Genomic DNA, 12126 nt, shown 5'->3' with positions numbered 1-12126 from the left:
TTTTATTGAATGATTATTCAACAAAAAGAAGAGACGTTTTATGAACCCGCACCTCCGTGACGTGGCGATCCCCAACGATTGGGACCGGCGGGGACTACCGGGCTGGAGTTACCATTCCGATGCCCTTCTCGAACTCGAGAAGGAGCATGTTTTCCGCAACCACTGGCAGATCGTCGGCCATGTTTCCGACATCCCGAACGCCGGCGATTACCTGACCATGGACGTGGTCGGCGAACGCGCCCTCATCGTGCGCGGCAAGGACGGCGTCGTGCGCGGCTTCAACAACATGTGCCGCCATCGCGGCAGCCGCGTCGTCGCTGACAGCCAGGGCAATTGCAAGAACGCGCTGGTGTGCCCGTTCCATGGCTGGGTCTACAATCTCGACGGCACACTACGCGGCGCCGCGCGCCCGCGCTCCTTCCCCGACCTCGACAAGACCGAGTTCGGCCTGATGCAGCTCGATCTCGAAATCTGGATGGGCTTCATTTTCATCCGCTTCCGCAATGGCGGCCCGCAGCCTTCGGTCGCCGAACTGATGAAGCCGATCGAACCCGAGTTCGCGCACTACAATGCCGCCGACATGGTGCCGTCCTGGGGCATCTGGACCCAGAAGACCCCGGTCAACTGGAAGTCGGTGCGCGATGTCGACAATGAGGGCTATCACGTCGCCATGGCGCATCCCGCCTTGCAGGATCTCTATGGCGCGACCTATTTCGATGAGCCCTTCATCAACGGCGTGTCGCGATCCTTCGCCACCTACAACCCGCATGCCGGCCGCCGCTGGAGCGTCAGGAACTACGTCAAGATCGCGCCTGAGCCGACGCACTTGCCTGACTATCTGAAGAAGGCATGGGTCTACTACGGCATTTTCCCCAATGCGGTCATTTCGGTGATGCCGGAATCCGTGCAGTTCTATCAGGAGTTTCCGCTGTCGACGGGTCAGACCCTGCTGCGCGGCGCCATCTACCGTTACCGTGACGAAAGCCGCGAGCAGGCCGCCGCCAGGTACCTGTCCTTCCGCATCGACCGCGACACCATGTCGGAAGATGTGCAACTGTCCGTGTGGTCGAACGAATCCATGCTCTCCGAAGCCTTTGAGGGCTTTTATCTCTCAGACCTCGAATACGGTGTGCGGACCCACCACGACCATCTGCGCAAGATGCTGCCGGTGCTGGGCCTCGAGACCGCGCCCGAGGAGAAGGACATGTGGAATCTGAACGACGCGCTCAGGTCGCGGTCCTAGAGCAGTGCAGGTTTGGCCCCGCTACGACGATTTCGCGCCGTGGCGCAGCCCATCGACGAGGAGAGCGACCATGCGCTCCGCGCGGCCGCTTCCGGCATTGTGGGCTGACATGCACAGGCTCGCCACCGCGCCAAGAAGCTCGTCGGCATCGACATCGGCGCGGATTTCGCCGGCGTCGGTCGCGGCCTTCAGAAGCGTGCGCAGGGCAGGCCGCAGCCTCTGATCGAAGTAACCCGGCAGACTGTCGAACGCCGGATCTCCTGAGTGCAGGGCCTTGGCGAGCCCACGCTTGGCCGCGACGAAGGCCGCGTATCGCTGCATCCAGTTCGCCAGCGCGTCGAAGGGTCCAAGCCCGGCCGACAGGGTCGATGCTGCGTCCGCGCAGGCATCGATCTCGCGGCGGAAGACGGCGGCGATCAGGTCGGAGCGCTGCGGAAAGTGCCGATAGACGGTGCCGATGCCGACGCCCGCCCTTTCCGCGATCTCGCGCACCGGCGCATCCACGCCGGAGCTCGCAAACACCGCCATGGCCGTCTGTAGCAGCGTGTCGAGATTGCGCCGCGCATCGGCGCGCACGCGCCGGTCGCCGCGAGCCCGAGGCTCCAGGCCATCATCCGAATCGTCTTTCCGGTCGTTCACGACACACCCGCTTGCAAAACGGAACATCGTTCCGTATAAAACGGAATACTGTTCCGCTTAGGCTGAATAGCACAGCAAGGCAGTGCTAGCCACAACCCTGCACCAAGGAGAACGTTATGCACTACCGCACACTGGGACGGACCGGCATCAAGGTCAGCCCTTACTGCCTGGGCGCGATGATGTTCGGCGGACTGGGCAATCCCGACCACGACGATTGCATCCGCATAATCCACAAGGCCCTGGATCACGGCATCAACTTTATCGACACCGCCGACCGGTATAGCCGCGGCGAGTCGGAGGAGATCGTCGGCAAGGCGCTGAAGGGCCGGCGCGACAACATCGTGCTGACCACCAAGGTGAATGGGCCCATGGGGGAAGACGCGAACAGCCAGGGCAATTCACGACGCTGGATCATGCAGGCTGTGGAGGCGTCGCTGCGCCGTCTGCAAACGGACCATATCGATCTCTACCTTATCCATCGGCCAGCACCGGACACAGACATCGAGGAAACGCTTTCCGCGCTCACCGATCTGATGCGCGCCGGCAAGGTGCGGGCGATCGGATCCTCGACCTTCCCGGCCTCCGAGATCGTCGAGGCCCAATGGGTCGCCGAGCGGCACGGGCTAGCCCGTTTCCGCACGGAACAGCCGCCCTATTCGATCCTCGATCGCGGCATAGAGCGCGACGTGCTTCCCACCTGCGAGCGACATGGAATGGGAGCGATGGTCTGGAGTCCATTGTCGAAAGGCATGCTCACCGGGCGTTACCGCAAAGGACAGAAGATGCCCGACAGCCTGCGGGTGAAATACATGCCCAGGCAAATGTCGGATGAGCGCAGCCTGGATGCGGTCGAGCGACTCATCCCGTTAGCGAACGAAACCGGACTGTCACTCACCCACATGGCGATGGCTTTCGTGATGGCTCATCGGAGCGTGACATCGGCCATTCTTGGACCGCGCACAATGCAGCATCTCGACGATCTGCTCGCCGGCGCCGAGGTTCGCCTCGGCGACGACGTTCTGGATCGGATCGATCAGATCGTCCCGCCGGGAACCGATGTCGGACTGAATGAGGCCAACTACAACCCGCCGGCGATCCTGCAAGCCGATCTGCGCCGCCGGCCTGCCGGCGAACGCGCTGCTGCATAGATCCGGAAGACCGGAGGAGATCGCCATGCAGGACAAACCCGTCGCCCCGGTCACCGGGGCCAACCAGGGCATCGGCCTTCAGATCGGGAAGGACCTGGTTACGCACGGCTTCACCGTGCCGGTCGGGTCGCGCAATTTGGAGCTCGGGACGCGTTGCACTGCTGGGCTCGGATGGCCCAACAGACGTTCACGCCCGTGAAACGGGGAGAAGGTCAGCCTTACCCCTGCCACACGCCTTCCCGACGCAAGTCATCCATCGTGCGTGAAATGCCTTCGCGCAGGATTCCGACCATATCGTCGATCTGCTCGCGCGTGATGATCAGCGGCGGCGACATCACGCACATGTTGATCAGCGGACGCACCAGCAGGCCAAGCTCATGGCAATGGGCGTCGATGCGTTTGCCGACATCCTTGTCAAGTTGCAGCGGGTCCTTGCTGTCGCGGTCGGCGACGCATTCGACGCAGCCCATCAGCCCCACGCCGCGCACCTCGCCGACCAACGGCAATTCTTCCAGCGTCTTCAGCTGCGCCTGGAAATAGGGGGCGACCGCCTGCGTGTGCGCAAGCACGCCTTCTTCCAGCAGGTCGAGGTTCTTCAGCGCCACGGCGCAACCGACGGGATGGCTGGTGTAGGTCAGGCCGTGGCCGAACATCGCATCGGGATGGTTCGAGCGGCGCAGTTCTTCAAGCAGCCGTTCCGAGATGATGACGCCACCGAGCGGAAAATAGCCCGAGGTGACGCCCTTGGCGAAGGTGATCATGTCGGGGTCGATGCCGAACACGTCGCCCGAGGCGAAGACATGGCCAAGCCGGCCAAAGCCCGTCACCACCTCGTCGGAGACATAGAGGATGTCGTTGTCGCGGCAGATCTCGCGGATGCGTCCGAGATAGCCATCGGGCGGCACGACGACGCCGCCGGAGGCCTGCACCGGCTCGCCGACGAAGGCGCCTATTCTGTCGGCGCAGACACGGGCGACCGTGTCGCGGAACTGGTCGACGAGGAAATCGGTGAAGGCGGCAAGGCTCATGCCTTGCGGACGGCGGAACGGATCGGGCGAGGACAGCTTGATCACCAGCTCGTCGGCACCATCCATCCAGTCGCGGTCGCGCGGGCGGCCGTTGAGCGAGGCCGACAGATAGGTCGAGCCGTGATAGGCACCGCCGCGCGAGAGGATCAGCTTCTTTTCCGGGCGACCGCGCACATTGTTATAGAACTGCATGAAGCGCAGTGCCGTCTCCACGGCCGAAGAGCCGCCAGTGGTGTAGAAGACATGGCTGAGATCGCCCGGCGCATGGCCGGCGATGCGCATGGCAAGCTCCGCCGATGGCGCGTTCATCGTGTACCAGGGCGTGTTGTAGGACAACGCCATCGCCTGGTCGTACATCACCTTCGCCAGTTCCTCGCGGCGGTGGCCGACATTGACGCACCACATGCCGGCCGGACCGTCGATCAGCCGCTTGCCGGTGTTGTCGGTGATGTAGATGCCGTCGCCCTCGCCGATCAGCGCGCGTGCTTCCGCACCGACGGAACCGGCATAAGGCCAGGGCTGGATGAGATGGTGCTTGGCCAGTTCGATGGCATCGTCGCCGCCGGCCTCGGCCGTCTCGGTCGCCCTTAGATCTCTCGCTGCCGCCATGATCGCCTCCACATCATCTCGTCGATTTCTTCTCGGGCATGCAATTCAGCGTCAAATGCCGAAAATCCTGGCTTTCTTGGCTTCATTCTGAATGTCCGTTCAATCAATATTGCAGAAATAGCGCTTGATTTCAATCCGCGGATACGGGCATGATGAAAGAAAGCCGGCAAGGGGAACAACAAGTCGGCGCCAGCACAATGGGATGCCGCATGGCGGAACAGTCCAGGCCAGCAACCGAAATCACGCCCGGAACCCTGCCCCCGGGAGCCTGGCAATGACGGCGGCTGCGGAAGGGTCGCCCCCGCTGCGCATGACGCGGGCCAGACGAAATGCCCTTCTGCAGTCCGAGCCGGTACAGGGCTTTGCCTTGATCAGCCCGACCTTTCTCTACGCGCTCATCCTGCTGGTCCTACCGATCCTGGTGGTCATCGCCCATTCCTTCTGGACCCAGCATTACCTGACCATCGACCGCACCTTCACGCTGGAAAACTATCGCGTCGCGCTGACCGAACCGATCTACCGGGATCTGTTGTTGCGCTCGCTCTACATCTCGCTGACGGTGAGCCTGTTCACCGTCATCCTCGCCTACCCGATCGCCTATTTCATTTCCTTCCATGGCGGCCGTCACAAGAGCCTGTGGCTGTTTCTCATCACCATCCCGTTCTGGACCAGCTATCTCCTGCGCGTCATGTCCTGGAAGGTCATCCTCGGCTACAATGGGGTCCTGAATTCCGGCCTGATGGGCCTCGGCATCATCGACGAGCCTTCGACGGCCCTGCTCTACAATTCGAGCGCCGTCATCATCACGCTTACCCACGCCTGGGCGGCCTTCGCCATCCTGCCGATCTTCGTCTCGCTGGAGAAGGTCGACCGCACGCTGGTCGAAGCGGCCACCGATCTTGGCGATGGCCCCTTGCGTTCGTTCCTGCGCGTGACCTTGCCGCTGTCGGCACCAGGCGTCATCTCGGCGGCGCTGATCGTCATGATCCCGACCGTTGGCGACTACGTCACGCCGAAGCTCGTCGGCGGCAAGGACGGCGTCATGATCGCCAATGCCATTCAGGCGCAGTTCGGCAAGGCCGCCAACTGGCCGCTTGGTGCCGCCCTTTCCGTCACCACCATGCTGATCGTCACCTTGATGGCCGGCGCCACGGTGCTGATCATCCGCGCCTTGCAGAGGCTGGCACGATGAGGGCACGGCGTTTCCTTTCGGGCGGCTGGCTGTCCGTCTATGCGTTCCTCTATATCGTCTTCCTCTATCTGCCCGTCATCTTCCTGCCGATCTTCTCGATCAACACCGCACCTACGCCGAAATTCCCGCTCACCGGCTTCACCCTGCAATGGTATGCGGACCTGCCGCACACGCCGGCCCTGCTCGACGCCGCCTGGAACAGCCTCAAAGTCGGTGTCTGCGCATCGGTTCTCGCCACGGTGCTCGGCATCCTCGCCGCCCGCTCGATCACCCGCTACCGCTATCCCGGTCGCCGCACCATCAACGGCCTGATCATGGCGCCGCTGGTGCTGCCCGAGGTGATCGTCGCCATCTCCATGCTGCTGGTGATGCTGCAACTGGGCTTGAGCCTGTCGCTGTTCACCGTCGTGCTCGGCCATGTGCTGGTCTGCATCCCCTATTCGATGACGGTGCTGACCTCCGGTTTCGAAGGCTTTGACCGCAGCCTGGAGGAAGCCTCCGCCGACCTCGGCGAAAGCGCCTTCGGCACCTTCCGGCGGGTGACGCTGCCGATGGTGGCGCCGGCCATCATCTCGAGCCTGCTCGTCTGCTTCACCATCTCGCTCGACGAATTCATCATCGCCTTCTTCCTGACCGGCACCGAGGCGACGCTGCCGATCTACATCTGGGGCCAGTTGCGCTTCGCCTCGAAACTGCCAGGCGTGCTGGCGCTGGGCACGCTGCTGCTCGTTGCTTCTTTCCTGTTGATGACAGTTGCCGAAATCCTGCGCCGCCGCGCGGCCAGACGCACCCAGAACGAGGGAGGCCTCTATGCCTGAACAGCCGCAGATCGAGCGCCTCCAATCCGATCGGGCCCAGTCCGATCGGGCAATGATCGAGATCCGCAACGTCACCCGCAGCTATGGATCGTTCAAGGCGCTGGACGATGCCTCCCTGACCATCCGGGAGGGCGAATTCTTCTCGCTGCTCGGGCCGTCCGGCTGCGGCAAGACCACGCTTTTGCGCATGATCGCCGGCTTCGACAATCCGACCAGCGGTTCGATCGCGGTCGGCGGCCAGCCGATGGAAGGCATCCCGGCCAACCGACGGCCGACCAACATGGTGTTCCAGAGCTATGCGATCTTCCCGCACCTCAATGTCGAGCAGAATGTCGCCTATGGGCTGAAGCGGCTGAAATTGCAGGGCGGCGAAGAGAAGCGCCGCGTCGAGGAGGCATTGGCGCAGGTTTCGCTGACCGGCCTTGGCAAGCGGCTGGCCACCGAACTGTCAGGCGGCCAGCGCCAGCGCGTGGCGCTTGCCCGCGCACTGGTGATGCGGCCCAAGGTGCTGCTGCTCGACGAGCCGCTGTCGGCGCTCGACAAGAAGCTGCGCGAGCAGATGCAGGTTGAACTGCGCCGGCTGCAGCAGGCAGTCGGCATCACCTTCGTGCTGGTCACCCACGACCAGTACGAAGCGCTCGCCATGTCCGACCGCATCGCCGTCATGTTCGGCGGCAGGATCGCGCAGGTCGCCTCGCCCAAGGAAATCTACCAGCGGCCGGTCAACCGCCAGGTCGCCGACTTCCTCGGCGGCATGAACTTCGTCAAGGCCGAGATCGTCGAGGAGAACGGTGCCTCGCTGGTCGTCGACACGCTGGGCTTCGGTCGCGTCAAGACTGACAAGCCGAAGACTTTCGTGCGCAACGGCGGCGCCGCTACGCTCGGCATAAGGCCCGAGCGCCTGCGTGTTTTGTGGGACAATGCGACGGCAAAATTCGAGGTCGCCGGCAAGGTGGTCGAACGCCACTATTTCGGCGAGATCACCCATCTGATCGTCGAGATACCCGGACTGGAAAAGCCGCTATCGGTGACCGAGACCAACGATTTCGGTGCCGACGACATTCCCGTCGGCACCCCGATCCGTCTCGCCTACGATCCGGAAGCGCTGGTGGCGATGGGGGATTGAAGTATCATCCCCAAGAGCGGAAAGGATCATGCTCAGCCAACAAGCTCGGCGATTATCTTTCCGGCCGCGAGGCGCCCGGCGACGATCCCGCCTTCGACATAGCCGGGGAATGACGGCGACAGTTCCGAAGCGGCGAAATGCACCGGCGGCGCACCCGCAAGAATCGTCCGCTCGGCATCCCTGGCCATCACGTCGACGATGAGGTCGCTATAGGCGCCGCCACTCCAGCGATCGTGTATCCAATCGCGCGAACTGAAATCAAGGATGTCGCCGGCATCCGGACCGAGCGCTTCCTGCAATCGTGCCGTCACTTCCGCACGAAGTGCCGTTTCGCTCAGCCCCCGCCAGCGCAGCGCGAGAGGTCCGCCGATGAAGACGACGAGCGCGGCATGCTCCGCATCCTTGCTGGCATCGCAGGCGAACAGCCCGGGCAGGTCGCGCCACATCACCATGCCGCTCAAACCCTGCTCGCGCCAGAATGGTTTGGGATAGCGCACCAGGATCTTGATCACCGCGCCGCTTTCCCAGACGCCAAGCGCCGTCGCGAGTCTCGTCGGCAAGGGTGGTGCGAAATCGAGCTTCGCGGACCTCGCCGGCGGGAACGCGACCAGCACGTGTCGCGCTTCGATCGAGCCATTGCCCGTGACGACACGAACGCCTTGCGGCCCATGCTCGATGCGCGTGACCGGTTCGTTCAGCCGCACCCGGTCGCCGAGATCGCCAGAAAGATCCTCGGCCAGCGACTGCATGGTCTCGCGCAGGGAATACTGCAGTTCGGGCACTTCGTTGGTGATGCGCCGGTCATTGTCGATCAGGTACCAGAGCGGCACCTTGTCCATCGGCAGGCACCACAGGCCTTCGATCATCGAGCGGAAGGCCGTCTTGGCATCGGTGGGATCACGCTGGCGTTCCAGCCAGGTCGCGACACTCATGCCTTCTATCGAAGGATCGCCCGGCTCGATGCCGTTCATGCGCTCGCGGATCGCCATCGCACCATGATAGGTCTGCTTGGCCTCCTTGGCCGGCATCGACGGATGGGTGATGAAATCGCCCTCGACATAGGTGGTGACGAATGTCTTGCCGCGTGCCTTCGCGAGCGCCATCACTTCCGGCATGTCCTCGCACAGGAACTGGCCGCCGCTGTCGATGCGCTCGCCAAGTCCGTTGCGGACCGCCTCGACCCGTCCACCGGCACGGTCGCGCGCTTCGAGCAGCAGGAAGCCTATGCCGGCCTGCTTCAACTCAAGCGCAGCCGACAGGCCGGTGAAGCCGGCACCGACGACAACGACGTCGGTTCTTTCCAGTTCGCTCGTCAATAGCCCGCCTTGATCTTCTCGAATTCGTCGACCATGCGCTTCTTCAGATCAGGCGCGACCGGCTGCTGGAACAGCGTCTTGTCGAGGAACTTGTCGATGTCGTCGAAGCCGCGCTCGGCCAGCACCTTGTGGTCGATCGCGGCCATGCCGGCGCTGTTGCCATGGCCGTAGCCGAATGTCGTGACCATGTATTTCGAAATATCGGGCGCGTTGACCGCATTCAGGAAATCATAGGCCTGGTCGAGCTTGCCCGGCGCGTCCTTCATCAGCACGTAGCCGCACACCCAGGTCGACATGCCTTCCTTGGTATCGCGGTTCATGGCGACGGGAACGCCTTGCCCGTTCATGGCGATCAGTGTCTGGCCCCAGCCCCAGGCGAGGTCGACCTCATTGCCGGAAAAGGCCTGGTCGATATCGCTCGAGTCGGTCCAGTAGAGACGGATGTTCTTGTGCACCTGGCGCAGGAAATCGGATGCCTCCTTGAATTGCGCGTCGGTCATCTTGGTCCAGTCCTTGAGGCCGATCACCAGGCTCGCCAGCGCGTAAGCGTCGTCGACATTGTCGCCGATGGTGACGCGGCCCTTGAATTTCGGGTCGGCCAGGATCCGCAGCGACTGCGCCTGCTCGGCCGTCACATTGTCTGTGCGGTAGAGCAATGCCGTATTGCCCCAGTCGAACGGCATGAACCAGGCCTTGCCGTCCTCGGTGGTGGCGAGGTTCTTCATCGCCATGATGCCGGGATTGAGGTCCTTCCAGCCGGCAATCCGGGAGGTATCGAGCGGCTGCAACAGCCCCGCATCGCGCCACTTCGCCACGCTTTGCGAACAGGGATGCGCGATATCGGCCTTGAAGCCTGCCCGCATCTTCTCGAAGGCTTCATCCTCGTCGCCAAAGAAGGCGAAGGTAGGCTCGGCGCCGTGTTTGGCGGTGTAGGCCGGATGCAGCAGCGGGTCCTCGTAGCCGGACCAGTCGAACACCACGAGATCGCCGCCGCCTTCCGCCCAGGCATAGACCCCGCCGGCGCCGATCATGCAGGCGGCGGCAAGTGCAAGGCGGCGTAGCATTGGCGTCATGTGAAACTCCCCCTTGGCGAAAAAGCTGCCGCGAGGTTAGGAGAAATCATCTGCTTTGGCGAGGGTCGTCCGCTGCACCGAGGCGGCAGCGGACGGACCGTGGAACGAGATCAGTACCCGGCTTTGATCTTCTCGAATTCAGCGATCATCTTCAGCTTGAGATCGGACGGCAGCGGCGACTGGAACAGCGTCTTGTCGACGAATTTCTGCACGTCATCATAGCCCTTTTCCTTCAGGATCGCCTGGTCGACGCCGGCCATGCCCTTGGCATTGGCCTGGCCGTAGCCCCAGTCCTTGACCAGCACCTTGGCGGTCTCCGGATCGTTGACGGCATTCAGGTAATCATAGGCCTTGTCGATATTGCCGGGCGCGTCCTTGAACAGCACGTAGCCGCAAACCCAGGTCGAGATGCCTTCGTTGGTGTCCTTTACGGACTTGATCGGCACGCCTGCCTTGACGGACTGCACGGTCGCATCGTTCCAGGCCCAGGCGAGGTCGACCTCACCGCCCGACAGCAACTGGACGATATCGGTGGTGTCGGTCCAGTAGGAACGGACGTTCTTGTGCACCTGGCGCAGGAAGTCGGACGCCTGCTTGAACTGGTCGTCCGTCATCTTGGTCCAGTCCCGCAGGCCGATGGCAAGGCTCGCCAGCGCATAGGCGTCGTCGACATTGTCGCCGATCGACACCCGGCCCTTGAACTTCGGATCGGCGAATGCCTTCAGCGACTGCACGTCCTTGGCGTCGATCTTGGAGGAATTGTAGGTGAGCTGCGTGTTGCCCCAGTCCCAGGGCATGAACCACGCCTTGCCATCGTCGGTCGTGGCGAGGTTTTTCATCGCCATGATGCCGGGATTGAGGTCTTTCCAGCCCGTGATCTTCGAGGTATCGAGCGGTTGCAGCAGCCCGGCTTCGCGCCACTTCGTCACGCTCTGCGAGCAGGGGTGACCGAGATCGGCCTTGAAGCCGGAACGGACCTTCTCGAAAGCCTCGTCCTCGTCGCCGAAGAAGGCGAAGGTCGGCGAATCGCCGTTCTTCTCGACATATTTCGGGTGGAAGCTCGGGTCCTCGTAACCGGACCAGTCGAACACGATCAGGTCCTTGTCCGCGGCGACGGCGAACGCTGCCGCCGAAGCCGCAAGCGCGCCGCCCAGCGCCAATGTCAATGTCAGGCGTCGGCTAAGTTTCTTCATGCTGTTCCATCCTCTTTTGGTCTTGCCGGTCTTGGCGGCCGGCTGTTGCTAACCGTAATGCTTCGGGAAGGCAGCGGCCAAAAAAGCATTGGCCGCCTGCAAGGCTGTTTCGCGCGTTGTGTCCTCGGTGCCCATCATCAGCCGCAGCCACAGCCCTTCCAGCATGGCCGACAGCGCCAGCGCCATCACCTGGGGCTCATAGGCATACGCCCCGCTCTGCTTGAGCGCCGTGCAGAGATCGATGAAGACCTGCTGGTAATAATTATCGCGCGAACTGCTCAGCGCCTGATAGGTGGGCCGCGACTTGGCCTCGCCCCAAAAGGCCAGCCAGGCGGCGAGCTTGCGCTTGTTGCAAATCGAGCGATCGAAGTCGGCCCACACCAGTTGCTGCAGCTGCCGTGCCGGATCGTCGCCTGCCTTCTGCAGCGCGGCGCGCCAATGCGCAGAGTACTCGTCATACATATGCTGCAGCGTCGCGATCAGCAGCTTTTCCTTGCTCTCGAAATGGAAGTTGACGATGCCACGCGAGAGGCCGGCGCCATCGGCGACATCGGCCATCGTCGTCTCGGCGTAGCCGCGCCTGGCCAGCGAATCGATCGTTGCCTCGATCAGCTGCAATTGACGGACCTCCTTCGAAGCCTTGCGGCCGCGCTTTTCGGCGTCGCTCTTTCGCGTCGTTTCGGCGAGAACGTCCCTGGCCTCGGAAGTCTTCATGGATGTGACGGTCTCCAGCATTGCCGG

11 protein-coding genes are annotated in these 12126 nt (G+C 62.8%); 5 read left to right on the top strand and 6 right to left on the bottom strand.

The features are described from left to right. Window positions 1-40 precede the first annotated feature (40 nt). Window positions 41-1243, top strand: coding sequence for an aromatic ring-hydroxylating oxygenase subunit alpha (locus EB231_RS07580; RefSeq protein WP_056575872.1), 1203 nt, complete (start codon window positions 41-43; stop codon window positions 1241-1243). A 21-nt stretch (window positions 1244-1264) separates the two neighbouring features. Here EB231_RS07580 and EB231_RS07575 read toward each other — a convergent pair whose 3' ends face one another. Then, window positions 1265-1909 (bottom strand): TetR/AcrR family transcriptional regulator, encoded by a 645-nt coding sequence (locus EB231_RS07575; protein WP_172348267.1) that lies wholly within the window; start codon window positions 1907-1909, stop codon window positions 1265-1267. Between the two features lie 89 nt (window positions 1910-1998). Between EB231_RS07575 and EB231_RS07570 the strand changes: the two genes are divergently transcribed. Beyond that, window positions 1999-3030: an aldo/keto reductase gene (locus EB231_RS07570; protein ID WP_172348266.1), complete on the top strand. Its 1032-nt coding sequence runs from the start codon at window positions 1999-2001 to the stop codon at window positions 3028-3030. Between the two features lie 218 nt (window positions 3031-3248). Here EB231_RS07570 and EB231_RS07565 read toward each other — a convergent pair whose 3' ends face one another. Next, on the bottom strand, window positions 3249-4667 hold the full coding sequence (locus tag EB231_RS07565; protein WP_172348265.1) for an aminotransferase: 1419 nt from the start codon (window positions 4665-4667) through the stop codon (window positions 3249-3251). Window positions 4668-4941: 274 nt separating this feature from the next. Here EB231_RS07565 and EB231_RS07560 point away from each other — a divergent pair, with 274 nt between their 5' ends. From EB231_RS07560 to EB231_RS07550, 3 genes are read left to right on the top strand one after another with little or no spacing between them, the layout of a single operon-like run. Then, window positions 4942-5859 carry an ABC transporter permease gene (locus EB231_RS07560; RefSeq protein WP_172348264.1) on the top strand — a complete coding sequence of 306 codons (918 nt, stop codon included), beginning with the start codon at window positions 4942-4944 and terminating at the stop codon, window positions 5857-5859. Next, the gene (locus EB231_RS07555; RefSeq protein ID WP_140772657.1) at window positions 5856-6677 is read left to right on the top strand and encodes an ABC transporter permease; all 822 of its coding nucleotides are present in this window, start codon (window positions 5856-5858) and stop codon (window positions 6675-6677) included. The genes EB231_RS07560 and EB231_RS07555 overlap by 4 nt, the downstream gene beginning before the upstream one ends. Before the next feature lie 52 nt (window positions 6678-6729). Continuing rightward, window positions 6730-7803 carry an ABC transporter ATP-binding protein gene (locus EB231_RS07550; RefSeq protein ID WP_172352834.1) on the top strand — a complete coding sequence of 358 codons (1074 nt, stop codon included), beginning with the start codon at window positions 6730-6732 and terminating at the stop codon, window positions 7801-7803. A 32-nt stretch (window positions 7804-7835) separates the two neighbouring features. Here the strand turns inward: EB231_RS07550 and EB231_RS07545 are convergent, their stop codons facing one another. From EB231_RS07545 to betI, 4 genes are all read right to left on the bottom strand, one after another. Next, the gene (locus EB231_RS07545; protein WP_172348263.1) at window positions 7836-9119 is read right to left on the bottom strand and encodes a flavin monoamine oxidase family protein; all 1284 of its coding nucleotides are present in this window, start codon (window positions 9117-9119) and stop codon (window positions 7836-7838) included. Next, window positions 9116-10192 carry an extracellular solute-binding protein gene (locus EB231_RS07540; protein ID WP_172348262.1) on the bottom strand — a complete coding sequence of 359 codons (1077 nt, stop codon included), beginning with the start codon at window positions 10190-10192 and terminating at the stop codon, window positions 9116-9118. Before EB231_RS07540 ends, EB231_RS07545 begins: the two co-directional genes overlap by 4 nt. 110 nt (window positions 10193-10302) lie before the next feature. After that, the gene (locus tag EB231_RS07535; RefSeq protein WP_172348261.1) at window positions 10303-11385 is read right to left on the bottom strand and encodes an ABC transporter substrate-binding protein; all 1083 of its coding nucleotides are present in this window, start codon (window positions 11383-11385) and stop codon (window positions 10303-10305) included. A 48-nt stretch (window positions 11386-11433) separates the two neighbouring features. Beyond that, entirely contained in the window at window positions 11434-12120 is a 687-nt protein-coding gene (gene betI, locus EB231_RS07530; RefSeq protein ID WP_056575858.1) for a transcriptional regulator BetI, read from the bottom strand. Window positions 12121-12126 lie beyond the last annotated feature (6 nt).

Origin of the sequence: Mesorhizobium sp. NZP2298, from assembly GCF_013170825.1 — a bacterium.
Lineage (GTDB): Bacteria > Pseudomonadota > Alphaproteobacteria > Rhizobiales > Rhizobiaceae > Mesorhizobium.
The sequence above is the reverse complement of the archived record's forward strand: the minus strand, read 5'-3'. Positions and strand labels throughout refer to the sequence as shown.